General features: G+C 54.8%; 26 protein-coding genes. 9 read left to right on the plus strand and 17 right to left on the minus strand.

The features are described 5' to 3' along the window. Positions 1 to 20: 20 nt before the first annotated feature. The 3 genes from IM290_RS12985 to dcuC form a co-directional block, all read right to left on the minus strand. Entirely contained in the window at positions 21 to 344 is a 324-nt protein-coding gene (locus IM290_RS12985; RefSeq protein WP_017382483.1) for a PTS fructose transporter subunit IIB, read from the minus strand. Positions 345 to 517: 173 nt separating this feature from the next. After that, positions 518 to 1,327: a ribonuclease I gene (gene rna, locus IM290_RS12990; protein ID WP_032103114.1), complete on the minus strand. Its 810-nt coding sequence runs from the start codon at positions 1,325 to 1,327 to the stop codon at positions 518 to 520. Positions 1,328 to 1,421: 94 nt separating this feature from the next. After that, positions 1,422 to 2,789 carry an anaerobic C4-dicarboxylate transporter DcuC gene (dcuC, locus tag IM290_RS12995; protein ID WP_017382481.1) on the minus strand — a complete coding sequence of 456 codons (1,368 nt, stop codon included), beginning with the start codon at positions 2,787 to 2,789 and terminating at the stop codon, positions 1,422 to 1,424. A gap of 340 nt (positions 2,790 to 3,129) precedes the next feature. Here dcuC and IM290_RS13000 point away from each other — a divergent pair, with 340 nt between their 5' ends. The 7 genes from IM290_RS13000 (at position 3,130) to cspE (ending at position 10,593) form a co-directional block, all read left to right on the plus strand. Beyond that, positions 3,130 to 3,531 carry a hypothetical protein gene (locus tag IM290_RS13000; protein ID WP_063136445.1) on the plus strand — a complete coding sequence of 134 codons (402 nt, stop codon included), beginning with the start codon at positions 3,130 to 3,132 and terminating at the stop codon, positions 3,529 to 3,531. 54 nt (positions 3,532 to 3,585) lie between these two features. Beyond that, positions 3,586 to 3,879, plus strand: coding sequence for a copper-binding protein (locus IM290_RS13005; RefSeq protein ID WP_017694319.1), 294 nt, complete (start codon positions 3,586 to 3,588; stop codon positions 3,877 to 3,879). Between the two features lie 11 nt (positions 3,880 to 3,890). After that, a complete protein-coding gene (locus IM290_RS13010) occupies positions 3,891 to 5,147 on the plus strand; it encodes a TolC family protein (RefSeq protein WP_193041723.1) in 1,257 nt (418 codons plus the stop codon). Beyond that, the gene (locus tag IM290_RS13015; RefSeq protein ID WP_193041722.1) at positions 5,144 to 6,343 is read left to right on the plus strand and encodes an efflux RND transporter periplasmic adaptor subunit; all 1,200 of its coding nucleotides are present in this window, start codon (positions 5,144 to 5,146) and stop codon (positions 6,341 to 6,343) included. Before IM290_RS13010 ends, IM290_RS13015 begins: the two co-directional genes overlap by 4 nt. Beyond that, positions 6,340 to 9,456, plus strand: coding sequence for an efflux RND transporter permease subunit (locus IM290_RS13020; RefSeq protein ID WP_193041721.1), 3,117 nt, complete (start codon positions 6,340 to 6,342; stop codon positions 9,454 to 9,456). The genes IM290_RS13015 and IM290_RS13020 overlap by 4 nt, the downstream gene beginning before the upstream one ends. A gap of 161 nt (positions 9,457 to 9,617) precedes the next feature. Then, entirely contained in the window at positions 9,618 to 10,193 is a 576-nt protein-coding gene (gene pagP, locus IM290_RS13025; protein WP_032647688.1) for a lipid IV(A) palmitoyltransferase PagP, read from the plus strand. A gap of 190 nt (positions 10,194 to 10,383) precedes the next feature. Further along, the gene (gene cspE / locus IM290_RS13030; protein ID WP_002439184.1) at positions 10,384 to 10,593 is read left to right on the plus strand and encodes a transcription antiterminator/RNA stability regulator CspE; all 210 of its coding nucleotides are present in this window, start codon (positions 10,384 to 10,386) and stop codon (positions 10,591 to 10,593) included. Between the two features lie 219 nt (positions 10,594 to 10,812). On the opposite strand, the gene crcB is transcribed toward cspE, so the two are convergent. Then, a complete protein-coding gene (gene crcB, locus IM290_RS13035) occupies positions 10,813 to 11,196 on the minus strand; it encodes a fluoride efflux transporter CrcB (RefSeq protein ID WP_017382474.1) in 384 nt (127 codons plus the stop codon). Positions 11,197 to 11,263: 67 nt separating this feature from the next. Here crcB and IM290_RS13040 point away from each other — a divergent pair, with 67 nt between their 5' ends. Continuing rightward, positions 11,264 to 12,052 (plus strand): deaminated glutathione amidase, encoded by a 789-nt coding sequence (locus tag IM290_RS13040; RefSeq protein WP_047717940.1) that lies wholly within the window; start codon positions 11,264 to 11,266, stop codon positions 12,050 to 12,052. Between the two features lie 125 nt (positions 12,053 to 12,177). Then, complete coding sequence (tatE, locus tag IM290_RS13045) at positions 12,178 to 12,381, plus strand: twin-arginine translocase subunit TatE (RefSeq protein WP_003858723.1); 204 nt, start codon at positions 12,178 to 12,180, stop codon at positions 12,379 to 12,381. Between the two features lie 80 nt (positions 12,382 to 12,461). Here tatE and lipA read toward each other — a convergent pair whose 3' ends face one another. The 13 genes from lipA to lptE form a co-directional block, all read right to left on the minus strand. Beyond that, positions 12,462 to 13,427 carry a lipoyl synthase gene (lipA, locus tag IM290_RS13050; protein ID WP_006809637.1) on the minus strand — a complete coding sequence of 322 codons (966 nt, stop codon included), beginning with the start codon at positions 13,425 to 13,427 and terminating at the stop codon, positions 12,462 to 12,464. A 207-nt stretch (positions 13,428 to 13,634) separates the two neighbouring features. Then, entirely contained in the window at positions 13,635 to 14,588 is a 954-nt protein-coding gene (locus IM290_RS13055) for a YbeF family transcriptional regulator (RefSeq protein WP_047746789.1), read from the minus strand. Positions 14,589 to 14,879: 291 nt separating this feature from the next. Next, the gene (gene lipB / locus IM290_RS13060) at positions 14,880 to 15,521 is read right to left on the minus strand and encodes a lipoyl(octanoyl) transferase LipB (RefSeq protein WP_017382471.1); all 642 of its coding nucleotides are present in this window, start codon (positions 15,519 to 15,521) and stop codon (positions 14,880 to 14,882) included. A 94-nt stretch (positions 15,522 to 15,615) separates the two neighbouring features. Further along, complete coding sequence (gene ybeD, locus IM290_RS13065) at positions 15,616 to 15,879, minus strand: DUF493 family protein YbeD (RefSeq protein WP_003858718.1); 264 nt, start codon at positions 15,877 to 15,879, stop codon at positions 15,616 to 15,618. A 107-nt stretch (positions 15,880 to 15,986) separates the two neighbouring features. After that, the gene (gene dacA, locus IM290_RS13070) at positions 15,987 to 17,198 is read right to left on the minus strand and encodes a D-alanyl-D-alanine carboxypeptidase DacA (RefSeq protein WP_003858714.1); all 1,212 of its coding nucleotides are present in this window, start codon (positions 17,196 to 17,198) and stop codon (positions 15,987 to 15,989) included. A gap of 139 nt (positions 17,199 to 17,337) precedes the next feature. Continuing rightward, the gene (rlpA, locus tag IM290_RS13075) at positions 17,338 to 18,432 is read right to left on the minus strand and encodes an endolytic peptidoglycan transglycosylase RlpA (RefSeq protein ID WP_193041720.1); all 1,095 of its coding nucleotides are present in this window, start codon (positions 18,430 to 18,432) and stop codon (positions 17,338 to 17,340) included. A 16-nt stretch (positions 18,433 to 18,448) separates the two neighbouring features. Then, positions 18,449 to 19,561 carry a peptidoglycan glycosyltransferase MrdB gene (gene mrdB / locus IM290_RS13080; protein WP_015571139.1) on the minus strand — a complete coding sequence of 371 codons (1,113 nt, stop codon included), beginning with the start codon at positions 19,559 to 19,561 and terminating at the stop codon, positions 18,449 to 18,451. A gap of 2 nt (positions 19,562 to 19,563) precedes the next feature. Then, complete coding sequence (gene mrdA / locus IM290_RS13085) at positions 19,564 to 21,465, minus strand: peptidoglycan DD-transpeptidase MrdA (RefSeq protein ID WP_193041719.1); 1,902 nt, start codon at positions 21,463 to 21,465, stop codon at positions 19,564 to 19,566. Between the two features lie 28 nt (positions 21,466 to 21,493). Continuing rightward, the gene (gene rlmH / locus IM290_RS13090; protein WP_003858701.1) at positions 21,494 to 21,961 is read right to left on the minus strand and encodes a 23S rRNA (pseudouridine(1915)-N(3))-methyltransferase RlmH; all 468 of its coding nucleotides are present in this window, start codon (positions 21,959 to 21,961) and stop codon (positions 21,494 to 21,496) included. A 3-nt stretch (positions 21,962 to 21,964) separates the two neighbouring features. After that, positions 21,965 to 22,282 carry a ribosome silencing factor gene (gene rsfS, locus IM290_RS13095; RefSeq protein WP_003858696.1) on the minus strand — a complete coding sequence of 106 codons (318 nt, stop codon included), beginning with the start codon at positions 22,280 to 22,282 and terminating at the stop codon, positions 21,965 to 21,967. Between the two features lie 268 nt (positions 22,283 to 22,550). Beyond that, on the minus strand, positions 22,551 to 23,216 hold the full coding sequence (gene nadD, locus IM290_RS13100) for a nicotinate-nucleotide adenylyltransferase (RefSeq protein WP_193041718.1): 666 nt from the start codon (positions 23,214 to 23,216) through the stop codon (positions 22,551 to 22,553). Next, positions 23,209 to 24,240, minus strand: coding sequence for a DNA polymerase III subunit delta (gene holA, locus IM290_RS13105; protein ID WP_015571137.1), 1,032 nt, complete (start codon positions 24,238 to 24,240; stop codon positions 23,209 to 23,211). Before holA ends, nadD begins: the two co-directional genes overlap by 8 nt. Beyond that, positions 24,240 to 24,809 (minus strand): LPS assembly lipoprotein LptE, encoded by a 570-nt coding sequence (lptE, locus tag IM290_RS13110; RefSeq protein ID WP_006809628.1) that lies wholly within the window; start codon positions 24,807 to 24,809, stop codon positions 24,240 to 24,242. The genes holA and lptE overlap by 1 nt, the downstream gene beginning before the upstream one ends. Positions 24,810 to 24,822: the final 13 nt, after the last annotated feature.

Raw genomic sequence — 24,822 nt, forward strand, 5'->3', positions numbered from 1 at the left:
ACCCCTGGGTGTGAGGATTATTATTGTTCTGCTGCAATCATCTCTTCGATCTCTTTCAGGGTGCCAGCCGCGTTTTTAATGGCGTCCTGAAGCGTAATCTCATACACGTCGCGCGTTTCGAAGCGCTCATTGTCTTCCGGGGTGATCGCGATGGCGTGGATAATAATGTCAGCGTCGGCAATATCCTGCGGGGTCAGGCGATTCTGGATCCCGTCCGCGCCCTGGGTTTCAATTTTTACCTCATAACCGGCTTCCGTCGCCGCGTCTTCCAGCGCCTGGGCTGCCATGAAGGTATGTGCCAGGCCCATCGGGCAGGCGCACAGTGCAATCAGTTTTTTAGCCATGTGAAATTCCTCCTGTAGATAACGCCATGATTATGGCGGGGAGGTTTCAGTGATGTTTACCGGATTAATAATGCTTTTGCTGGAAAAATGATGCGTGTGAGCGGAAGTGTGAGGTTAATCGTCATATCACGGAAATCAATGAAAAACCGGGCAAAAAGGTGCCCGGCGCAGCATCAGTAACCGGCTTTATCAATGACAAACTGTTTGCCGCAGTTGCCCGGATGCGGCTGTGGCGCAAAGGAGCCGGCAGAGAGCGGGTTGTTGATGGTGCTGGCGTTCAGCGAGATCTGCATCTCGGTCAGATAAGCCGGATTGCCGTGGCAGGTAAGCTTGAACGCTTTTACGCTCTGTTTCCCCCAGCTTTTGGCCACGGCTGCATCGAAGTCGCTGCGGCGGACGGTTTTGCCATAATTTTCCGCCAGAAATTTTCCTGCCGCGCTGTGCTTCACCTCCTGGTTCATGCGCACCATGGTGCCGAAGTAAGCGTCGGGATCAAAACCAAAGCAGACGCCGTGTTTCGCGTATTCATAACGTTCAAGGCAGGAGTTGCCGCCCGCGCCGGGCATCACGCTGTTCAGCTTCGCCGCGCCGGTTAGCGATAGTCCGGTCTCTGCGGCGTCACATTTGCGGCTGGCTTTTGCTTCCGGCATATTCGGAACCGGACGAGTGGCACAGCCGAAGCGCATCCAGCGGCGTTCATCCACTCCGCGAGCGGCAATAGATTTCGGCAGCGCGGGCCATAAGCCGTGGACGGTCAGAAAATCGATTTTGTTGCTGCTCTCTTTTTGCAGGCGACACTCTTCCGGTTCGTCACGGTTACGTTCGACCATGCTCTGGCAAAATCCGGTTTGCCAGGAAAGGGCCAGAACGTAGCGATCGAAATCGCCGTACTGGGTTGGCTTAAGCGGATCTGCCTGAATTGAGAAGACACAGAGTGCAAGCGCTACTGCGCCAGACGGGATAACGATATCCTTCCTGAACATTTGCTTTCCTGATTGGTTGGGCGCGATTAATTTCTGGGGGTTATTAAAGCACAAAAAGCGCCCGCAGGCGCTTTTTGGAAATCAGGAATTTCGCTTAGGCAGCGCCGGGAACCAGCACTTCGGTGGCGATAATAACGATAATCAGGCCAACCAGCACCGGCACTGACGTGCGTTTTACCACTTCAAACGGAGAGATTTTCGCCATCCCCGCAACCGCAACCACCACGCCCGATACCGGAGAAATGGTACGACCCAGGTTGGAAGCCTGAAGCATTGGAATGGACAGGTAAGCCGGGTTGATGCCGGAGGAGTGCGCCAGCTTAGGGATCATCTCAACAAAGGCGTAGAACGGCGCGTTACCGGAGCCGGTGGTCATCGCCGCCAGCATGGTCAGCACCACCAGCACCAGCATCAGGATAATGCTGGCCGAGCCGAACGAGGTAGCGATCGAGATCAGGCTCTGAATAAAGCCGATGGTGCTCAGCCCCTGGGCAAACACCCCCGCGGCAACCAGCAGCATCACCACGCCCGCGAAGGCATCCGCCATACCGCGGAAGGCAACTTCCAGACCCGTGAACACTTTCTGGGTGTTAAAACCACGAACGAATTCCAGGATGGCCGCCAGCAGCATACAGATCACCAGGATAGTGATGATGTGCAGCTGCGGGCCCCATTTGCCGTCGAAAATAAGCACGCCAATAATCGGCGTGAAGGGCAGGATGGAATAAAACGCCGGGGCGGTAGTGGTGATTTCGCTGACGTCCATCATTTCGTGGCTGACGTTCTCTTTCTTATCGAGATAGCGCTGCCAGAAGAAATGCGCCACGCCCATGCCGAGAATAGCGGTGATGGAGATCGGCAGTGTGGTTTTGAAGGCGAAGTCAATCAACGACATTTCCGCGGCTTTTGCGGCCAGCACTACGTCACCGGAAGTAGGGGAGAGAATAATCGCCGCCGGAGAGGCGCAAATAGCCGCCGCTGCGCCACGGCTGATCCCGACGTTAACCATTACCGGGAACAACGTTGCCATTAACAGCACGCCAAGACCCGTTGCTGAGGAAACGGCTAATGACATCAGACAGGCCAGGAAATAGGCCGCGACCATCAGCAGATAGGGGGAATTAATATATTGCAGCGGCTTAGAAGCCAGCTTTACCACCATATCATTCGCGCCGATATGGGTCATATAGGCAGCAAATCCGCAGAGCATCATGATCATCATGCCCAGATCGCCGCCGCGGCTCATCAGCAGAATTTTTATATATTCCACAATATCGGTAGCGGTATATCCGGTGCTGGCTTCGCTGGCGGGTAAAACCTGATGACCCATTAGCGCGCTAATGATCAGCAGCGTCAGGCCGCCGACAAATAGCACGCCGGTGGCTGAGTAACCTTTAATGATGTAGCGTGCTACACCAACAATGACCACGACTCCAATGAGGAGTTCGAGAAAAGTAAGCATGATTTCCCCTGTATCCTTGCTGCCCGAGAGACAAATAATCAATAAAAAAGAAGCTGAAATGTGCCGAATAAATGTCCAGTCCTTGCTGATTAAAATCAAGAAAGAGACTACTAAAGGCACTGATGACGATATTTTTGCTAACCCTGCGTCATTTATATTAAGACGTTATTGACCTGATGAATAGATATTATATGTCATTAAAATGATGGTGAAGTGTTAAGGTTTTGAGTATTACTTGCCGACAATCGATTTAAAACGTAAATCTCTTTAAAACCACTTCTCTTTCATTCTTTTGCCTGCTTATACTCGGTTCACTTTTACCCTATCCGACGATCTGAATATGCACGCCAGCTGGACATATCGCCTGCGCTTTATCAAAAAACATCTGCTGATGTTTTTGCTGGCGTTTGGCTGGCTGTTGATCCAGAGTCAGGTGGCCGTCGCCTCCCATCAATGTTCAATGGATTTGCGCGGTGAGGTAGCCACCATCCAGCATATGGAGATGATGGCGCAACCGGGGCCGCATTATGCTGCCGGTGCTTCACCGCTGTGTGAAAAACATTGTGTGCCGGATCAGGTACAAAAAGATCCTGCCCAGCCGCATCTGGTGGCGCTGCCTGCCGCCATGACCCTGACCTTAACGACCCCAGAGTGCTCGTCTGCAAGCCATCCTGCGTGGTCCGTTACCCCTCCTGCTGTGGGGCCGCCGGCAACGATCCGCTATTGCCGGTTTCGGGAGTAAAAACCTGTTAATTCGTTGATTTTCATTTACTTAACGTTTAACAGGAGTTTTTTCATGCGTACTATATTCCTTTCCGCGCTGGTTGGCGCGTCCGTCTCTTTCGCTTCTTATACCGTTCAGGCAAACCAGACCTGGCAGGGCCACGGCGTGGTTCAGTCGATCTCTGACAGCGCCGTCATGCTCCGGCACGAGGCCATACCGGAACTAAAATGGCCAGCAATGACCATGCCGTTTACTTTATCTGCCGGCGCCACGCTGAATGACGCCAAACCAGGGGATGAAGTGACCTTCACGCTTGAGCGTGCGGGTGACGGTTTCCAGATTATCTCGCTGACGCCAGCGCGCTAAGCGAGGTCACCATGAAACAACACACACTGAGCCTGTGGCTCGGTGGGGTGTTGTTCGGCCTGTTAACCTCCGCCGCGCAGGCGGAGCCGTGGACGCTCGAACACACCCTGACCGAAGCCCAGCGCTACTCGGCAGAACTCTCTGCCAGCCGTAACGAAGCGCAGGCGCTGGATGCGATGGCGGATTCCGCCACGCAATTACCTGACCCAAAACTGAAATTCGGTATCGAAAACGTGCCGGTACAGGGCAGCAACGATCGGCGGCTGACGCGCGAAGGGATGACCATGCAGAAGGTTGGCATCATGCAAAGCTACGTCAGCTCAGAGAAGCGGGAACGTAAAGCGCAGACCTTTCAGGCGCAGGCGCGAAGCGTGCTGGCAAAATCCGAGGCCGTCCGCGCCGCGCTTCAGCGTGATACCGCCCAGGCCTGGCTGGATCTGGCGCTGGCCCAGCAGGCGCTGAACACGGCCAGAACGCTGGTCCGCGAAACGGAACGCCAGCGGGGCGTGCAGAAGGCGAGCGTCGGGGCGGGAAGCGCCACGCCGGACAGCGTACTGGCCCTGCAAATGATCCTCAGCGCCATGCGCGACAAAGAGACGCTGGCGCAGCGGGATGTGCAGCTGGCGCAAAGCCGTCTGCTGGAGCTTACGGGGCACGCGATTACGGCGGTTCGCGGTCCGCTGCCGCGCTATCAGCGTCTTCCTGCCGATGAAAAAACGTTGCAGGAGGGGATGGTCAGGCACCCGGAAGTGGTGGCCGCACGACGTGAAGCCGAGACCGCGAAAGCGCGTTCAGCGCAATCTGCCGTGGCGGCGATACCCGATGTGGATGTGGAGGTCTATTACGCCCACCGCGCCGAAGGCTATGACGATATGGCTGGCGTGATGTTCAGCGTGGATCTGCCTTTGTTCCAGTCAAAACGTCAGGACAAGGATTACGCCGCCGATGTTTCCCGCTCAATGCAGGCGGTGGATCAACTCACGCTGCTCAAACGCGAACACATTGCCCAGGTGCAAACGCTGGTGGCGCAGTATCAGGCTGCGCAAACGGTGTGGCAGCGACAGCGGGACGAGGTACTACCGTTGCAGCGTCAACGGCTGGCGGTACTGACGGCGCAATATCGCTCTGGACAGTCGGCGCTTCCGGCCCTGCTGGAGGCGCGTCGTGGCGTACTGGATACGGAACTGGCGGTGAACCAGGCGGAGCGCGAAATGGCGCGAACCTGGGCTGCCGTGAACTGGCTGATCCCGCAGGAGCTGGCGCAATGAAAAAAACAACGTTAATGGCGATTGCCATCGCGATAGCTGCCGCTGGCGGCTATTTTGTCGGAAAGAAGCAGGCGCATCAGCCGGCTGCGGCTGCACAACCCTCTGAACGTAAGGTGCTTTACTGGTACGACCCTATGGTGCCCGGTCAGCGCTTCGATAAGCCGGGTAAATCCCCCTTTATGGATATGGATCTGGTCCCGCGCTACGCCGATGAAGCACAGGCGGCGTCAGGCGTGGTCATCAGCACTCAACAGCAGCAAAACCTGGGGATGAAAACCGCCAACGTTGAGATGCGCCAGCTGGTTTCGCCGTTCTCGGCCTTTGCCACGGTTGCAACGGATGAACGTAACGTCTCGGTGGTGTCAGCCCCGGCCAATGGCGTGGTGTCAAAATTGTTTGTTAATGCGCCACAGCAGCAGGTGAAAGCCGGAGAGGCGCTGGCGCAACTGTGGATCCCGCAATGGACCACCGCCCAGCAGGAGTACCTCGCAGTTCGTCAGCTTGGCGATGCCGCATTGACCCGCGCCGCACGCGAGCGGCTGGCGTTGCAGTTTATGCCGGAAGAGGTCATTCGTTTGCTGGAGCGTAGCGGTAAGCCGCAGACCACGCTCACCCTGCGCGCTGACCGGGCGGGCTATGTGGTGAAGCTGGACGTGCGGGAAGGGGCGCAAATCACCGCAACGGCGCCGCTGTTTGAGATCGCCAGCCTCGATCCTGTCTGGCTGGTGGTCGACTACCCGCAAACGCAGGCGCAGTCTCTGGCAGTGGGCAGCAACGTGGTAGCAACGTCAGAAAGCTGGCCGGGGGAGCAATTCCACGGCACGGTCAGCGAATTGCTGCCGCAGATGGAGACGACCACGAGAACCCTGAAAGCCCGTATCGTGCTGGAAAATACCGCACATAAGCTTAAGCCAGGCATGTACCTCTCCGTCAGGCGTGCGGAAGAGATGAAAGGCCCGCCGGTGCTGGCGGTGCCGGAAGAGGCGGTGATTAACAGCGGAGAGTCTGCGCGTCTGCTGCTGGCCACCGGGGACGGTTATTTCCAGCCTGTGACGGTGACAACCGGCCTGACGGCGCAGGGCTGGACGGCGATCCTGTCCGGGGTCAAAGAGGGCGATAAGGTGGTGACGTCCGGGCAATTCCTCATTGATTCCGAAGCCAGCCTGCGTAGCGTGATGCCGGAGGTGACTCCATGATTGCCGCTGTGATTCGCGCCTCGTTGCGTAACCGCCTGCTGGTGATCCTGGCCGCGCTGATGATGGCCGGCTGGGGCTGGTGGGCGGTGCAGCGCGCGCCGCTGGACGCGTTGCCCGATCTGTCTGATGTGCAGGTCATTATCAAAGCGAGTTACCCCGGAAAAGCGCCGCAGGTGATTGAAGATCAGGTGACCTGGCCCCTGACAACCTCCATGTTGTCCGTGCCGGGTGCTAAAACCGTGCGTGGTTTTTCAATGTTTGGTGACGCTTATGTGTATGTGCTGTTTGAGGATGGCACCGATCTCTACTGGGCGCGATCCCGGGTGCTGGAATATTTAAGCCAGGTACAGGCGCAGTTTCCGCCAGGCGTGAAGGTGTCGCTGGGGCCAGATGCGACGGGCGTGGGCTGGATCTACGAATATGCGCTGATCGACCGTAGTGGAAAACACAGCCTGGCAGATCTGCGGGCCCTTCAGGACTGGACGCTTAAGTTCGAGCTTAAGACGGTACCGAATGTATCTGAAGTGGCAAGCATTGGCGGAATGGTGCGTCAGTATCAGATCGTGGCGGACCCGGCGAAGATGCGCGCGCTGAATATTACTCACAGCCAGCTATCGGGCGCGGTGCAGGCCGCCAATAAAGAGAGCGGCGGCGCCCTGCTGGAGATGGGCGAAGCGGAGTATATGGTGCGGACAACGGGCTATTTGCGCTCGCTGGAGGATTTTCGCAATGTGGTGATCGCCACCCGCGATGGCGTACCTGTCCTGCTGAAAGATGTCGCCACCATTGGCATTGGCCCGGAGATCCGCCGGGGCGTGGCGGAGCTTAACGGTGAAGGGGAGGTCGCTGGCGGCGTGATCGTGATGCGCTACGGGCAGAATGCGCTGGAAACGCTTCGTGCGGTAAAAGCGAAACTGAGCGAGCTGCAAAAAACGCTGCCGCAGGGCGTCGAGATTGTTCCGGTCTACGATCGTTCCACGCTGATTGAGGAATCGGTCAAAACGCTGACGCACAAGCTGCTCGAAGAGTTTGCCGTGGTGGTACTGGTGTGCGCGCTGTTCCTGTTCCACCTGCGCTCCGCGCTGGTGGCGATGGTCTCTCTGCCGCTGGGGATCCTCGGTGCTTTTGTGGTGATGCACTATCAGGGCATTAACGCGAATATGATGTCGCTCGGCGGGATCGCCATTGCCATCGGGGCGATGGTGGATGCGGCAATTGTGATGATTGAAAACATGCACAAGGTGCTGGAGCAGTGGCGGCATGATAATCCGGGCAAGGAGCCCGCGCCGGGGGAATACTGGCGTCTGGCGGAAAAGGCGGCGGTTGAAGTGGGACCAGCGCTGTTTTGCAGCCTGTTAATCATCACGCTGTCATTTATACCGGTTTTTTCGCTGGAAGCGCAGGAGGGGCGAATGTTCTCGCCGATGGCGTTCACCAAAACCTGGTCGATGGCCGTGGCCGCCGGGCTTGGGATCACCCTGGTGCCGGTGCTAATGGGCTTTTTCATTCGCGGGAAAATCCCGGATGAGAAGGCAAACCCGATCAACCGCCTCCTGATCCGCCTGTATGAGCCGCTGCTGGACAAGGTACTGACCTTCCCGAAAATGACGCTGGCACTGGCATGTCTGCTGCTGATCGCCACGCTCTGGCCGCTGAGCCGCCTGGGAAGCGAATTTATGCCGCCGCTGGATGAAGGGGATTTACTCTATATGCCCTCCACGCTGCCGGGGATCTCTGCTCGCGAGGCATCGCGGCTGCTTCAGCAGACGGACCGCTTGATCAAAAGCGTACCGGAGGTCGCGAGCGTGTTTGGCAAAGCCGGTCGCGCGGAGTCGGCAACCGATCCCGCGCCATTAACCATGCTGGAAACAACCATTCACTTTAAGCCCCGCGAGCAGTGGCGGCCAGGAATGACGCCGCAAAAGCTGGTGGAGGAGCTTGATAAAACCGTGTCGCTGCCGGGTATTGCCAATGTGTGGGTGCCGCCTGTCCGTAACCGCCTGGACATGCTGGCAACCGGGATCAAAAGCCCGGTCGGCATTAAGGTGAACGGCAATAATATTGCCGACATTGAGCGCGTGTCCCGGCAGATTGAGCAGGTGGTGAAGGACGTTCCTGGCGTCTCCTCTGCGCTGGCGGAGCGTCTGGAAGGCGGACGCTACGTGGATATTCGTATCGACCGGCAAAAAGCCGCGCGCTACGGCGTTTCCGTCGATGAACTGCAAAGCCTGGTCTCCACGCTGGTCGGGGGTGAAAACATTGGCGAGGTGATCCAGGGACGCGAGCGGTATCCCATCAACCTGCGTTATCCCCGCGATTTGCGTGATAACGTCGGCACGTTGCGGGTGTTGCCGGTAGTGACCGCCAGCGGTAACCAGGTGGCGCTGGGGGAATTGGCCGATATCGTCGTGACGGAAGGCCCACCGATGCTAAAAAGTGAAAACGCGCGCCTTTCCAGCTGGATCTACGTGGACTTGCGCGGGCGCGATCTGAAGTCCGCCGTGGATGAAATGCAAAAACGGGTGGAGGAGAAGGTGGTATTGCCGCAGGGCGTGTCTCTCTCCTGGTCCGGGCAGTTTGAATATCTGGAACGGGCGACCGCGACGCTCAAAATAGTCTTACCTGTCACGCTGATGATTATATTCGTCCTTTTATGGTTAACCTTCAGGCGGATATCAAATGTCCTGATAATAATGGGGACATTGCCTTTCGCGCTTATTGGGGGCGTGTGGTTACTGTGGCTGCTTGAATATAATTTGTCAGTGGCGGGGGCCGTTGGCTTTATCGCCCTTTCCGGAGTGGCGGCAGAATTCGGCGTAATTATGGTTCTTTATTTGAATCATGCGCTCGATAAATATCACAGGCTGGAGCCAGAAGGGGGAAATACGGTGCTGATGCGGGCGATCCACGAAGGTGCCGTGCTGCGCGTGCGTCCGAAGGTGATGACGGTCGCCACTATTATGGCGGGACTGCTGCCCATCATGTGGGGCAGCGGGAGTGGCTCGGAGGTGATGCAACGTATTGCCGCACCGATGATTGGTGGCATGGTAACGGCACCGTTATTGTCGATGTTAGTTATTCCTGCACTCTACAAATTGTTACATCAACGTTAAATATGTCAACTGCATGTGCTTATTCAGGCATGCAGTTTATGTATCCTCAGATTATTCCCAGAGACGGGATGGTAATTAGGAATAACACCCATGCTGTTAAGCGTTCATTCAAGTATTCTGTGTTAAGGTCTGCACCGAATACTAAATATGGTAATGGCATTGTGATTGTAAGAATTAAATTTCCCCTGATTTTGTTGTTTATTATTGGGCAGTTATCGTTTGCGTCTGCTGTTAATGCAGAGAGCAACACAGCGGATAAAGGCTGGTTCACCACCTTCACGGATAACGTCGCGCAAACATGGAATGAACCTGAGCATTACGATCTCTATATTCCGGCCATTACGTGGCATGCACGTTTTGCCTACGATAAAGAAAAAACTGACCGTTATAACGAGCGTCCGTGGGGGGCCGGCTTCGGTCAGTCTCGCTGGGATGAAAAAGGTAACTGGCATGGCCTGTACCTGATGGCGTTTAAGGACTCCTACAATAAATGGGAGCCTATTGGCGGATATGGCTGGGAAAAAACCTGGCGTCCGTTATCGGACGACAACTTCCGTCTGGGGCTGGGCTATACGGCAGGGTTCACGGCGCGTGATAACTGGAAATACATTCCTGTTCCGGTACTGCTGCCGCTTGCCTCCATCGGCTATGGTCCGGCAACGTTTCAGATGACCTACATACCGGGTACCTATAACAACGGTAACGTTTACTTTGCCTGGATGCGGTTTCAGTTTTAACTGAATTTTTCTGTTAAATCGGCCAAAAAACGCACAGGCATTGAAATGTAAAGGATAAAAATCGTACAGCGAAAATTAACGCGACTTTTGTCACTTTTTATCAAATATCCGCTGGACAAAACGCCTCACAATTGTTGTACTGATACCCGACACAGCATTTGTGTCGTTTTTTAATGTAAAGGTAATTTTGATGTCTAAGATTAAAGGTAACGTTAAGTGGTTTAATGAGTCCAAAGGATTCGGTTTCATTACTCCTGAAGATGGCAGCAAAGATGTGTTCGTACACTTCTCTGCAATCCAGTCTAATGGTTTCAAAACTCTGGCTGAAGGTCAGCGCGTAGAGTTCGAAATCACTAACGGTGCCAAAGGCCCTTCTGCTGCTAACGTAATCGCTCTGTAATTCAGACGCGTCAGCAAGAATTTCAAAACCCGCTCAATGAGCGGGTTTTTTTCGTTCTGAATCAACCAATAAGATGGATCTTCAGGAAGCTGGCGACGATCGCGACGCTTAGCAATACCATACCCACGCCTGACAGAGTTTCTTTCATGCTATCACCCTCGTTCAATATTGAGCCAAGAGTGGCAGAGAAAAATTAAGCCAACATTAAGGTTGCCGCGCTTAATGTCCGCTGGCGGAGGAAAATAACCAGAATGCGATCGCAGTCATCGCAAACGAGCCAAGCATGTTAACGGCAATGTTGGTCAGCGCCCAGCCCATCCGGCCTTCCTGAAACAGAAAGACCACCTCCGCAGAGAAGGTAGAAAACGTTGTTAAACCGCCGCAGAAACCGGTCGTAATCAGAACCTTCCACATAGGGTCGATGTTGGTCATACGATTAAACCAGGCCAGCCCCATCCCAATAATAAACGCCCCGATCAGATTTGCCGCCAGTGTCCCCATCGGAATGGCCTGATGCAGAGGGTTAAACCGCATGCTTAAGAGCCACCGCGCAACGCTACCCGTGCCTCCACCAATAAAAACGGCTATAAGTAGTTGTAACACTGTCAATACCTGCTATTTGCTGTGTAAGTGCGTCAAGTGTAACGCTGTTTTGAACCGGGAGACAATTATGTATGTTGCAGTAGGGCAGTTCGCGGTGACGCCGGACTGGAATGAAAACGCGGAAAAATGCGTCTCCCTGATGCATCAGGCGAAGCAAAAGGGGGCGTCGTTGCTGGTACTTCCCGAGGCGTTACTGGCCCGTGATGATGGCGATCCAGACCTGTCGGTAAAGTCTGCGCAAACGCTGGAAGGGGCGTTTCTGAAACGACTGCTGGCCGAAAGCGTTGGCAACACGCTCACCACCATATTGACGGTCCATATTACGTCCTCGCCGGGGCGCGCGGTAAACACGCTGGTGGCGATACGTGAGGGTGCCATCGTCGCGAGCTACGCCAAACTTCATCTGTATGATGCGTTCAGCGTTCAGGAGTCGCGCCTGGTCGATCCGGGGAGTGTAATTCCGCCGCTGATTGAGGTCGAGGGTTTTAAGATTGGCCTGATGACCTGCTACGATATCCGTTTTCCCGAGCTGGCGCTGAACCTGGCATTGCAGGGGGCCGAGGTGCTGGTTCTGCCCGCCGCGTGGGTCAAAGGACCGCTTAAGGAGCATCACTGGGCAACGCTGCTGGCAGCACGCGCGCTGGATACCACTTGTTACGTGGTAGCCGCGGGTGAATGTGGTAACAAAAATATCGGGCAGAGCAGGGTTGTCGATCCGCTGGGGGTGACGGTTGCGGCAGCAGCGGAGACGCCTGCGTTATTGCTGACGGAGATAATTTCCGCCCGAATAGCGCTTGCGCGTCAGCAATTACCTGTTCTGCGCAACCGCAGGTTTGCGCCACCGCAATTAATGTGATGTTTTTTTCAACAATGCTTGATTCACCTTGTTACAGATTGCTATTGTGTGCACGCGCCAAATGACCGTTAATACGTTCAGTTTTTTTGGCGGAATGCAGCCTGTTTCATGTAAAGAAGGTATTTATGGGTGAGATTAGTATTACCAAACTGCTGGTGGTTGCCGCACTGGTCGTCCTGCTGTTCGGTACCAAGAAGTTACGCACGCTGGGTGGAGACCTGGGTGCTGCCATTAAGGGCTTTAAGAAAGCAATGAACGATGACGACGCGGCAGCGAAGAAAAGTGCCGAAGATGACATCACTGCACAGAAGCTTTCACACAAAGAGTAATGGCAATGCTGCAAGGCTTGCATAAAAAAACCGGCTCACGAGGCCGGTTTTTTGTTTTACTGTAAATAAATTTTACAGCTTTATTTCACTTCTTCGCCCTTCGCCTGCATATCGGCGTGATAAGAGGAGCGAACAAACGGACCGCACGCGGCATGGGTAAAGCCCATCGCCATCGCTTCGGCTTTCATTTCATCGAACTCATCCGGGCTCACGTAACGCTGTACAGGCAGGTGGTGACGGCTTGGCTGGAGGTACTGGCCCAGCGTCAGCATGGTGACGCCGTGGCGGCGCAGATCGCGCATCACTTCAATGATCTCAGCGTTGGTTTCACCCAGGCCGACCATCAGGCCGGACTTGGTTGGAATATGCGGATGGGCTTCTTTAAAGCGCTCCAGCAGCTTCAGCGACCAGTTGTAGTCTGCACCGGGACGTACCTGACGGTAGATACGCGGTACGTTCTCCAGGTTGTGGTTGAACACGTCTGGTGGCGTCGCGGTCAGGATATCGAGCGCGCGATCCATACGGCCACGGAAGTCTGGCACCAGCGTCTCAATCTTAATGTTCGGGCTTTTTTCGCGGATGGCGGTAATGCAGTCAGCAAAATGCTGAGCACCGCCATCGCGCAGATCGTCACGGTCAACGGAGGTGATAACAACATAACGCAGCGCCATATCGGCAATCGTCTGCGCCAGTTTTTGCGGTTCGTTTGCGTCAGGCGCAACAGGTCGGCCATGGGCAACGTCACAGAACGGACAGCGGCGGGTGCAGATGGCACCCAGAATCATAAATGTCGCGGTACCGTGATTGAAACATTCAGCAAGGTTAGGGCAGGAGGCCTCTTCACAGACAGAGTGAAGGCCATTTTTGCGCATCGCCGCTTTGATCCCCTGGATACGCGAAGAGTCGGCCGGAAGTTTGATTTTCATCCATTCCGGTTTTCTTAACAGCGCCTCGCGCTCTGTAGCCACGTTTTTAACCGGGATAAGGGCCATTTTATCGGCATCGCGGTATTTAACACCGCGTTCCATCACAATGGGTTTACTCATAGCGTGCGTGTTCCAGTTGCGAATATCGAAGGAAAGCGTTTCAATTCAAGGGAATGTTGTAATTATCAACTATTTTTGAACGAACGACAGGCAGTATATCATTTAAAGGGGCGATAAAGCAGCCTGCCAGGTCGCCAATTTGTAAAATAGTTGTTGTTTTGTGCCTTTTGCCCCGCATGCGGCAGGGGCTTGTGCTGAAAGGCGGGATCAGAAAGCCTGACGGATCACGTTAATGACGTTTTCCAGCACCGGATCGCGCAGGCTTAGCTTGTTGTAATGCAGTGAGATTTCAACAGATTCCGTCGTAAGTTGACTCAATGGAACACTCTCCAGCGGCCAGCATTTTTGAAGCAGAGTGAAGAGACGCACAGGCATAATACAGAGCAAATCGCTGCTGCCAATCAGGGCCGCAAGGGTAAACATATTGTAACTGCTGAAGCTGATCAGACGGTCCGGGAACAGTTCGTCAATACGCTGGCGCAGCGGATCCGGACCCTGCCCCTCGGACATAAAGGTTGCATGTTCGTAATGACGCAAATTTTCAGGCGTCAAAGCTGCGCCCAAAGCAGGATGACTCTGACGACACACGAGCGCCAGAGAGTCGGTATAGAGAACGTTATGCCCTAATGCCCTGGCCGCGAAGCTATTGCTGTCGATGATCAGGTCCGTCTGGAATTGTGCCAGCTGAGTTTCCGGATCGTTAACGGGCACGTTGCGGATCAGCAGCTGTGGCGCATGCTGTTTAACAGCCTGGTAAATAGCGGGCATGACCAGAACGCCCACAGAGGGAGAGGTGCCTATGGTGATGGTTCGTTGCTTATCGTAACTGCCGGTGAGATCCAGCGCGCCCAGAATCGATTCCAGACCCTGGCTGATGTACTCATGCAGATGGGTGGCGTACGCGGTGGGGGTTACGCCCTGGCCTTTACGAATAAATAAGGGATCGGGAAATATCGCGCGCAATTTTTGAATTGACTGGCTAATAGCGGAGGGCGTGAGATTAAGAATTTTCGCAGCATTAACGATACCTTTGTGGACATATACCGCCTCAAAAATAGTCAATAAATTGAGATCAATATTACGTAAAGTCCGGAAAATTTGCGGCTTATCTTCGCCGCTGGTTTCATTCAGGCGTTTGGCTGGTAAATTAGTAGGCTCCACGCTCTTACTCCGTATCCATTCACAATATGAATGATAGTTGAATTTATTTATTATGCTTGCAGAGATTCGTAAAGTGTTTCGCAAGTTTCCCTTGTTTATCGAAAACAAGCAGTTGGGTGATTATCACGCACGTTACACGATACCCGGTGATGGTACTATTAAGGTTCTAATTAATATGGGACGCTAATATATGGGCGACTCGAAAATATAGAATATGCGGTTTATTGTAAAGCGTAAATGCGGCAATTAAGCAGTGGCTGGTCAAATAACCGAACCACTGCCGGAAGTGTGTTAAGCAGCAATATATTCGTAGTCAGGATTGTTAAGCAGCGCTAAAAACTTCTTCAGAAGCACGGGGCGGATATTCTCAGGGGTGGCGGTATCGACCCACTGGCGCATTTGCGTCATTTCCATACCGGCATACCCGCATGGGTTGATGCGCTGGAAAGGGGTCAGATCCATATTGATATTCAGCGCCAGGCCGTGGAACGAGCAACCTTTACGGATACGCAGCCCCAGCGAACAGATCTTCATCTCTCCAACATAGACGCCCGGGGCATCGGCGCGAGGGTGAGCATCGATACCGTACTCAGCGAGCGTGTTCACCACGGTTTGTTCCAGTAAGGTCACGAGCTCACGCACGCCCAGCTTTCTGCGTTTCAGGTTAAGCAGGACATACATGACCTGCTGGCCCGGCCCGTGGTAGGTTACCTGTCCACCGCGATCGCTCTGGATCACCGGGATATCACCCGTCATCAATAAATGTTCGGCTTTTCCTGCCTGGCCTTGAGTAAACACCGGCAGGTGTTCAACCAGCCAGATTTCATCAGGGGTGGTGTCATCGCGCATATCGGTAAAGTCATGCATAGCCTGAGAGACTGGCTCGTAAGGCTGTAGCCCAAGATGGCGGACAAGAATTTTATCCTGGTACAAAAGGACGTCTCCGAAGACAAGGGAGAATAGGTAACGGGGAGTATATCACAGCGGGGAAGTGGGTTACCCGGCAAACCGGGTAACCGCAGAGGGACTACAGCACCATACGAACAATTTCGATATTGCCGAGCTCTTCGTACAGCGTCTCAACCTGCTCAATGTGTGTCGCAGTGATGGTGATTGAGACCGAGTGGTAGTTACCTTTGCTGCTCGGTTTGACTGATGGAGAGTAGTCACCCGGCGCATGGCGCTGTACCACTTCAACCACCTGATCAACCAGCTCAGGTTTCGCCAGACCCATTACTTTGTAAGTAAAAGGGGTAGGGAATTCAAGCAGTTCGTTAAGTTTGGTTTTCATGTCAGCTCCGGCGTGTGTATAAAAAATAATAACTCCCGCCACGGGGCGGGAGTTTTACTGATACGTAGTATATGGGGATCAAAATCACACTTTCAAGTGTTCAATTTTTAACCAAACCAGTGATGGAACATCAGCTTAATGTAATCAATGATTTTGCCGAAGAAATTGCCTTCAGGAATTTCCTCCAGCACCACCAGCGGGCGCTGATCGATGGTTTTGCCATCCAGCTGGAAGTTAATGGTACCCACGACTTGATTCTTTTGCAGCGGGGCGTGCAGCTCTGTGGTATTCAGCACGTAGCTGGCTTTAAGATCTTTCATACGACCGCGTGGGATCGTCAGATAGAGATCTTTGTCCACGCCCAGGGAAGCGCGGTCGTTATCGCCAAACCAGACAGGTTCAGAGGCAAATTCTTTACCCGCTTTCAGCGGGTTCACGGTTTCGAAAAAGCGGAAGCCCCAGGTCAGCAGCTTTTTGCTTTCCGTTTCGCGTCCTTTAAACGTACGTCCCCCCATCACGGCAGAGATCAGACGCATCTGGCCTTCAGTGGCGGAGGCCACCAGGTTATAGCCGGCTTTATCGGTGTGGCCAGTTTTGATGCCGTCGACGTTCAGGCTATTGTCCCACAGCAGGCCGTTACGGTTGGTCTGACGAATGCCGTTGAAGGTGAACTCTTTCTCTTTGTAGATAGAGTACTCGTTTGGCACATCGCGGATCAGCGCCTGACCGATCAGCGCCATGTCACGCGCGGAGCTGTACTGACCCTCGGCGTCCAGGCCATGAACGGTCTGGAAGTGGCTGTTTTTCAGGCCCAGCGCGGAGACGTAGCTGTTCATCAGGCCCACAAATGCGTCCTGGCTGCCCGCTGCAAAATCGGCCATGGCCACGCAGGCGTCGTTACCGGACTGCAAGTTGATGCCACGGATAAGCTGAGAGACCGGAACCTGCATGCCTGGCTTCAGGAACATCAGCGATGAACCTTTGAACACCGGGTTGCCGGTTGCCCACGCATCGTTACCGATGGTCACCAGGTCGGTTTCTTTGAATTTGCCTGCTTTCATGGCCTGGCCGATAACATAGCTGGTCATCATTTTGGTCAGGCTGGCCGGATCGCGGCGGGCATCGGCGTTCTGTTCTGCCAGAACTTTGCCGGAGTTGTAATCAATCAGGATGTAGGATTCCGCGTCGATCTGCGGAACGCCAGGGATCATGGTCTTGATGTTCAGGTCGTCCGCGTGAGCTGCGGAGAACGCAGCAGCGCAAAGGGCCGTGGTCAGCGCCATGCGCTGCACAAAACGAGCAGAAAAAGTGGTCTTCATGGTCAGAACTACGACATCCGTGATGGAATTAAAAAAAGTGCCTTACTATAGCAAATGCTATACGGGCAGGCATCCGACTTTCATCATGAGAGTGTTAACGTGCTTTACACAAACTGACATTTCGGATACCACCGAATAATTATTTTGCAACAGCGATAAACGACTGGAGCTGCGCCTCGCTCTGCAAACGCTGTTGCAGGGACGCTGCCTGCGATTTGCTGGCAAACGGACCCATCTGGATACGCCATACCGCACCGTTTTGCTCAACGCGGCCTGGCACGCCAAACTGCTTGCTTAAACGCTGCTGATATTGCTCTGCACGGGTCCGATCGCTGACGGCGCCAACCTGAACCACGTAGCTGCCGCTCGCCGTCGCAGGCGCCGCAGTCTGCGTAGCAGCAGGCGCGGTCACCGGGGCGGGTTGTGTAGCGGGTGCAGCAGCGACGGGCGCAGGTTCATTTGATTCAATCACGCCCGGCGCTAACGTGGTGGGTGCGCCAAGGAAACCACTGCTTTTCACCGGGGCGCCGGTCGCGTCTTCACTTTGCAGCGTATCGTTGCTGATAGCACGCACTTCACCCTGCGGCTGTGCGGGCTCTGCCGGCGTTGAAGCGCCCCCCATACCACCGCTCAGATCCGGGCGAGCGGGCAGGGCATAGGTCTGTTTCGCGACCGTGGTACAGGCCGTGCCCGGGCCAGACAGTGAACCATCCTGCGCCACGATAATCGGGTCGATACGCACTTTAGTATTGTTTGAGGTGTTCAGACGGTCGGCAGCCGCGCGGGACAGGGAGATCACGCGATCGGTGCCGTAAGGACCGCGATCGTTGATACGCACCACGATCATTCGGCCATTCGCCAGGTTAGTGATGCGTGCATAGCTCGGGACAGGCAACGTCGGGTGTGCCGCCGTGATCTGCATCGGATCGAAGGTTTCACCCGACGCGGTCAGATTGCTGCCGGGCTCAGCGTCATAGATGGCAGCAAAGCCAGCCTGGCTGAAACGGGAAGGATCCTGAACGATTTTATAGCTTTTACCGTCGCGCTGATAATCCTGATTCACGCTGGCGTTCAGCGGTTCATAAACGGGATCGGCACCGCTAATCTCAACAATCGGGCCATTACAGACCGCAGGCTGCGGCGGCGCGACGGTTGCCTGTTGCTGACCATCATCACTTGTACAGGCGGCAAGTAAACTTGCTGCGATGCAGATCCCCAGCCACTGCTTACGCATTGCGATCCCCTTATTTTTATACGCTTTTGGACAACATTTTCCTGTGGGTATGGATCGACATGACGATACCAAACCCGGCCATCAACACGATCAGTGCCGAGCCCCCGTAACTTACCAGCGGCAGCGGTACGCCAACAACCGGCAGAATACCACTCACCATACCAATATTTACGAAGACATAAACGAACAAAATCAACATTAATCCGCCTGCCATCACGCGACCAAAGGTGGTTTGCGCGCGCGCGGCGATCCACAAACCTCGCATGATCAGCAGCACGTAGAGTGCAAGCAGCACCAGGATGCCAACCAGCCCTAACTCCTCAGCCAGAACGGCAAAGATAAAGTCGGTGTGGCGTTCCGGTAAAAATTCGAGCTGCGACTGCGTACCGTGCAGCCAGCCTTTACCACGCAGGCCTCCGGAGCCAATCGCAATCTTCGACTGAATAATATGATAGCCTGCGCCCAGCGGATCGGTCTCGGGATCGAGCAGCATCATAACGCGCTGACGCTGGTAATCATGCATCAGGAAGAACCAGAGGATGGGGATAAACGCGGCAACCAGCACCACGGCGATACCAATCAGACGCCAGCTCAGGCCGGACAGGAACAGGACGAACAGGCCGGAGAGGGCGATAAGAATTGAAGTACCGAGGTCCGGCTGTGCGGCCACGAGCAGCGTCGGCAGGAAAATCAGCACCAGCGCAATGGCGGTATTTTTCAACGACGGCGGGCAGACGTCGCGGTTAATAAAGCGCGCCACCATCAGCGGGACGGCGATTTTGGCGATTTCCGACGGCTGGAAGCGGACAATCCCCAGATCCAGCCAGCGTTGCGCCCCTTTCGAGATGGCGCCGAAAGCATCTACTGCCACCAACAAAATGATACAGAAAATATAGAGATAGGGCGCCCAGCCCTCGTACACGCGCGGCGGTATTTGCGCCATCACCACCATAATGACCAGACCCATGGCGATCTGGCCGATTTTACGCTCCATCATGCCGATATCCTGGCCGCTGGCGCTCCAGATAACGAGGGCGCTATAGACCAGCAGAGCCAGCAGGATCAGCAGCATGGCAGGGTCGATGTGGATCTTGTCCCACAGCGATTTTTTATTCGGATTATCCGTCATGATTATTGGTCCTCCGCCGCAGCGGCTGCCGGGTTTTCAGCTGGCAGTTCGGTGTTGTTGTCACCCAGCATGATGTGGTCGAGGATTTGACGCATGATGGTACCCACCGCCGGGCCTGCGCCGCCGTTCTCAAGAATCATCGCCACCGCAACCTGCGGGTTATCATAAGGGGCAAACGCCGTCATGAGCTTGTGGTCACGCAGACGTTCGGCAATTTTATGTGCATTATAAGTTTCATTCGCTTTCAGACCGAAGACCTGAGCCGTACCTGATTTCGCGGCTACCTTATACGGTGCGCCAGCGAAATATTTGTGCGCCGTCCCGTTAGGGCGGTTGGCTACACCGTACATGCCGTCTTTCGCGATTTCCCAGTACCCGGAATGAATGTCACCCACCGGCGGCTCGTGCGGCTGTATCCACGGCACTTTTTTGCCGTCTTCAACGGTGCTTTGCAGCAGGTGCGGCACTTTCACAACGCCATCGTTAATGAGGATCATCATCGCCTTGTTCATTTGCAGCGGCGTTGCCGTCCAGTAGCCCTGGCCGATCCCTACCGGAATGGTGTCACCCTGATACCAGGGTTTTTTAAAGCGCTTCAGCTTCCATTCGCGGGTTGGCATGTTGCCGGAACGCTCTTCCGCCAAATCTATGCCGGTGTAATGCCCGTAGCCGAATTTGCTCATCCATTCAGACAGACGGTCAATACCCATGTCGTAGGCAACCTGATAGAAGAAGGTATCCGCCGACTCTTCCAGTGATTTGGTCACGTTCAGATGGCCGTGGCCCCATTTTTTCCAGTCGCGGTAGCGTTTCTCAGAGCCAGGTAACTGCCACCAGCCGGGGTCAAACAGACTGGTATTACGGGTGATGACACCCGCGCTTAGCGCAGACACGGCAACATACGGTTTAACCGTTGAAGCTGGAGGATAAACCCCCTGCGTCGCGCGATTCACCAGCGGCGTGTTTGGATCGTTGAGCAGGCCGGAGTAATCCTTGCTGGAGATGCCATCCACGAACAGGTTCGGATCGTAGCTTGGCATCGAAACCATCGCCAGAATGCCGCCGGTACGCGGGTCGGTCACAATAACCGCAGCACGGCTACCCGCCAGCAGCGTCTCGATATACTGCTGTAGCTTCAGGTCGAGCGTCAGATAGACGTCATGCCCCGCCTGCGGGGGAACCTCTTTCAGCTGACGGATCACGCGGCCACGGTTGTTAACTTCAACCTCTTCATACCCGGTCTGACCGTGCAGCACGTCTTCGTAATAACGTTCGATCCCCAGCTTGCCAATATCATGGGTTGCGGCGTAGTTAGCCAGCTTGCCGTCTTTATCAAGGCGTTCGACGTCTTTATCGTTGATTTTGGAGACGTAACCAATGACGTGCGTCAGCGCGGAGCCGTAAGGATAGTAGCGGCGTTTATAGCCTTTGACTTCCACACCGGGGAAACGGTACTGGTTAACGGCAAAACGGGCGACCTGCACTTCCGTCAGGTTGGTTTTTACCGGAATGGAGGTGAAGCGGTGAGAACGTGCGCGCTCTTTTTTGAACGCAGCGATATCGTCATCAGTCAGGTCGACAACGCTTCTCAGCTCGTTCAGGGTATCCTGCACGTTATCCACTTTCTCGGGCATCATCTCTATCTGGTAGATGGTGCGATTAAGCGCCAGCGGCGTGCCGTTACGATCGTAGATAATGCCGCGGCTGGGCGCGATGGGCACCAGCTTGATACGGTTTTCGTTTGAGCGGGTCTGGTAATCGGTATAGCGGACAATTTGCAGATTATAGAGGTTGGCGATCAGCACGCCGGTAAGCAGCAAAATCCCCGTAAAGGCGACCAGTGCCCGGCGCACAAACAGCGCGGACTCAGCCGTATAGTCGCGAAAAGAATTCTGTAGTTTCATCCGCTGCTTAAATTACCCTGGTCAGTCATTACTCGCGGTGATAAGGGTGGTTGGTAGTGATGCTCCATGCGCGATACAAACTTTCTGCCACGAGAACCCGTACAAGCGGGTGGGGCAGCGTCAGCGCCGAGAGTGACCAACTTTGTTCTGCTGCCGCTTTGCAGGCGGGAGATAACCCCTCTGGTCCGCCAATCAACAGACTGACGTCCCGACCATCCTGCTTCCAGCGCTCCAGTTCGTGCGCCAGCTGCGGCGTATCCCAGGGTTTGCCCGGGATATCGAGGGTCACGATGCGGTTTTTGCCTGCGGCAGCCAGCATCAGCTCTCCCTCTTTATCGAGAATACGTTTGATATCTGCGTTCTTGCCGCGCTTTCCTGCTGGGATCTCCACCAGTTCGAACGGCATATCTTTTGGGAAACGACGCAGATACTCAGTAAAACCGGTTTGTACCCAGTCCGGCATTTTGGTGCCGACGGCGACCAGTTGCAACTTCACGCATTAACCCCAGAGTTTTTCCAGCTCATACAGGCGACGGCTCTCTTCCTGCATGACGTGGACAATCACATCGCCGAGATCGACAACCACCCAGTCAGCGGTCGCTTCACCTTCAACGCCCAGCGGAAGCAGCCCTGCCGCGCGCGATTCCTGAACAACATGGTCAGCAATCGAAACAACGTGACGAGTTGAGGTCCCGGTGCAGATGATCATGCAGTCGGTGATGCTGGATTTACCCTTAACGTCGATAGCGATGATGTCCTGACCTTTCAGGTCATCAATTTTGTCGATAACAAAATCCTGGAGTGCTTTACCCTGCAAGTTTTCCCCCTGGGTGTATGAGATTGTACAACTATGAATTCGTGGTCAGTCAGTATACCTGAACTGACGCCAGTCGCGGGACAAATGTCACCGCCCGGCTTTTGAAGGCGGGTATCATCCCACCCTCCGCCAGATATTGCATCGCCATTTTTGTAAAACAATTTCTGTAAAGCAGCGATCGGCGGGAAAGTCTGGCAGCGGAGGATATCAGTATGGCTTAGCCTGTCAAGGCAGGATAATCATTAACGGACAATTTCGCCGGCGATGCTCAGACATCTGTACTTTTCTGATACAGACCGTGCGCATGGATATAGGCCAGCACGGGCGAGGGGAGGAGATCGTCACAGTCTAAACCCTGCTGGAGACGCTCGCGGATGAGGGTTGCGGAAATATTGAACCACGGCGTTTCAGCGAGGTAAATTTTCCCGGCGGGGAGACTGTGCAGGTCTTCTATATTGTCCGTCAGATGTGCGTCAAGCCACTGCTGATGCTGTGCGTCGCGCATGGTCAGCGGGTAGCCCGGACGGCGGCAGACCAGCAGATGACTGTTTTCCAGAATGGTTTCGTACTGGTACCAGCTGGGAAAGTTGAGCAAGGAATCCTGGCCGATAATAAACGCCAGCGGTTTCATGGGCCCTTGCTCAGCGCGCCACTCCCGCAGCGTTTGCGATGTCCAGGAAGGGGTATCCCTGCGCAGTTCACGCTCATCCAGCGTGAAGAGAGGCTTATTGGCGATAGCCAGCGCGAGCATCGCTTTACGCTGCTCGCTGGTTGCTTCTGGCTGAGGACGGTGCGGCGGAACATTGTTGGGCATGATGATTACCCGCTGCAACCCAATCAAATTCGCGAGGATTTCTACCGGCTTAAGATGCCCATAGTGTACCGGGTCGAAGGTCCCGCCATACATTGCCTGTAAAGAATGCATATCACCCATCGATAAATACGTCTGCCAGCGCCTTATGGCAGAGCAGCAAAGAGAGGCTCTCCAGCTCCGCCCAGACAGACTGGCCGTAATCCTGTTTTAACGTCAGTTCGGCGCGCATCAGAAGTTGTACTGCCTGACGCAACTGCTCCTGGCTCAGGCGGTTTATCGCCTCCGTGGTCATCGCCCGACGGTTTTGCCAGACGCGATGTTTGTCGAATAAGGCGCGCAGGGGCGTGTGTGCTGACTGGCGTTTAAGGTTGTTCAGCAGCAGTAATTCGCGCTGGAGCGTACGGAGCAGGATGACCGGCTCACTCCCTTCCAGGCGCAGCTGTTGCAGGATGTGCAGGGCACGCTTACTTTTCGCCGACAGCAGCGCATCAACCCAGTGGAAGGGGGTAAAGTGCGCGGCATCATTCACCGCCTGTTCCACGCGCGGCAGCGTCAGCTTACCATCGGGCCACAGCAGGGCGAGCCTGTCCAGCGCCTGCGCCAGTGCCAGAAGGTTGCCTTCGTAGCAGTAGCACAGGAGCTGACTGGCGGCCTCATCCAGCTGCAAATTGTGCTGCTTTGCTCGCGCGGCAACCCATTTTGGCAGATGCGCCTGCTCTGGCGTCTGGCAGGTGACCAGCACCGCACTGGGGGCTAGCCGGGTAAACCAGGCCGCGTTTTCCTGCGCTTTTGTGAGTTTGTTGCCGCGTACGATAAGCAGCAGATCGTCGTGTAACAAACTTACCAGCATGGCCAGCTGTTCATTGATAGCAGCGTTAGGTCCATTCTCTGGCAGCAGGATCTGGATTGTCTGACGAGAGGCAAACAGGCTCATGGCCTGACAAAGCGAGAAGATAGCGTTCCAGTCGGTACTGTTATCGATCTGGAACGTATGATGCTCATCGAAACCCTGCGCGGCTGCCGCATGGCGAACCGCATCAAGGCTTTCCTGAAGTAACAGGGGGTCATTGCCGAGTAGCAGATAGGCCGCGCGCAGCCCTTCGTTGAGCTGCGCGCGGAGTTGTTCAGGATACAACCTGATCATCAGTTACCCAGAGACGTTGGCATATCCGGCGTGCTGGCATCCGGTGTTTCGATGACGTCAGCGCCTTTTTTCGTCGACGCGGCAATGGCAGGCAGTCTGCGGATCAGCTGTTCCGCGGCCTTATCGTACATCTCTTTGATGATAATCTGCTGTTCGGCGTCTTTTGCCAGCGCCGTCTGCGGGTTATCGAAGAACGAGCGGTAGACTTTGGTATTGATAGGGTAAATATCTTTACCTGGCATCAAGACGGCCGCATCAACGGTAAGCACCATCTGATATTCCGCCGTCCGCCCATCCTGGAAGATCGAGGCCGTATCTTGTGACAGCGTTGATTTCAGGACGCGAAGCGAAGGAACATCCTGACGCAGGGTTCCCTTCTCGATCAGCTCAACATCGTTCAAACGCAGCTGGTTACGAATGGCCCGGCTCAGCGGTCCGTTCGGATCGGATGAGTCGAAGATCATTGTTTTCATCTGAGCAGGCACTGCCGTGGTGTTGCGCAGGTGCCAGCCGCAGCCAGCGGTGACCAGCACCGCCAGAGATAAGAGTATTGTTGCCAGTTGTCGCACGTTTCCTCCCGCG

This window comes from Enterobacter cloacae complex sp. S1 (genome assembly GCF_014930525.1).
Lineage (GTDB): Bacteria > Pseudomonadota > Gammaproteobacteria > Enterobacterales > Enterobacteriaceae > Enterobacter > Enterobacter hormaechei_C.

What these genes read in the sequence shown, in the direction of transcription:
- ybeD (WP_003858718.1), bottom strand. Translation starts at nt 15,879, where the DNA reads ATGAAAACCAAACTTAACGAACTGCTTGAATTCCCTACCCCTTTTACT.
- IM290_RS13040 (WP_047717940.1), top strand. Translation starts at nt 11,264, where the DNA reads ATGTATGTTGCAGTAGGGCAGTTCGCGGTGACGCCGGACTGGAATGAA.
- rna (WP_032103114.1), bottom strand. Translation starts at nt 1,327, where the DNA reads ATGTTCAGGAAGGATATCGTTATCCCGTCTGGCGCAGTAGCGCTTGCA.
- IM290_RS13000 (WP_063136445.1), top strand. Translation starts at nt 3,130, where the DNA reads ATGCACGCCAGCTGGACATATCGCCTGCGCTTTATCAAAAAACATCTG.
- IM290_RS13020 (WP_193041721.1), top strand. Translation starts at nt 6,340, where the DNA reads ATGATTGCCGCTGTGATTCGCGCCTCGTTGCGTAACCGCCTGCTGGTG.
- IM290_RS12985 (WP_017382483.1), bottom strand. Translation starts at nt 344, where the DNA reads ATGGCTAAAAAACTGATTGCACTGTGCGCCTGCCCGATGGGCCTGGCA.
- nadD (WP_193041718.1), bottom strand. Translation starts at nt 23,216, where the DNA reads ATGGGTGATATGCATTCTTTACAGGCAATGTATGGCGGGACCTTCGAC.
- mrdB (WP_015571139.1), bottom strand. Translation starts at nt 19,561, where the DNA reads ATGACGGATAATCCGAATAAAAAATCGCTGTGGGACAAGATCCACATC.
- mrdA (WP_193041719.1), bottom strand. Translation starts at nt 21,465, where the DNA reads ATGAAACTACAGAATTCTTTTCGCGACTATACGGCTGAGTCCGCGCTG.
- cspE (WP_002439184.1), top strand. Translation starts at nt 10,384, where the DNA reads ATGTCTAAGATTAAAGGTAACGTTAAGTGGTTTAATGAGTCCAAAGGA.
- holA (WP_015571137.1), bottom strand. Translation starts at nt 24,240, where the DNA reads ATGATCAGGTTGTATCCTGAACAACTCCGCGCGCAGCTCAACGAAGGG.
- IM290_RS13010 (WP_193041723.1), top strand. Translation starts at nt 3,891, where the DNA reads ATGAAACAACACACACTGAGCCTGTGGCTCGGTGGGGTGTTGTTCGGC.
- IM290_RS13005 (WP_017694319.1), top strand. Translation starts at nt 3,586, where the DNA reads ATGCGTACTATATTCCTTTCCGCGCTGGTTGGCGCGTCCGTCTCTTTC.
- rlpA (WP_193041720.1), bottom strand. Translation starts at nt 18,432, where the DNA reads ATGCGTAAGCAGTGGCTGGGGATCTGCATCGCAGCAAGTTTACTTGCC.
- dcuC (WP_017382481.1), bottom strand. Translation starts at nt 2,789, where the DNA reads ATGCTTACTTTTCTCGAACTCCTCATTGGAGTCGTGGTCATTGTTGGT.
- lipA (WP_006809637.1), bottom strand. Translation starts at nt 13,427, where the DNA reads ATGAGTAAACCCATTGTGATGGAACGCGGTGTTAAATACCGCGATGCC.
- IM290_RS13015 (WP_193041722.1), top strand. Translation starts at nt 5,144, where the DNA reads ATGAAAAAAACAACGTTAATGGCGATTGCCATCGCGATAGCTGCCGCT.
- tatE (WP_003858723.1), top strand. Translation starts at nt 12,178, where the DNA reads ATGGGTGAGATTAGTATTACCAAACTGCTGGTGGTTGCCGCACTGGTC.
- dacA (WP_003858714.1), bottom strand. Translation starts at nt 17,198, where the DNA reads ATGAAGACCACTTTTTCTGCTCGTTTTGTGCAGCGCATGGCGCTGACC.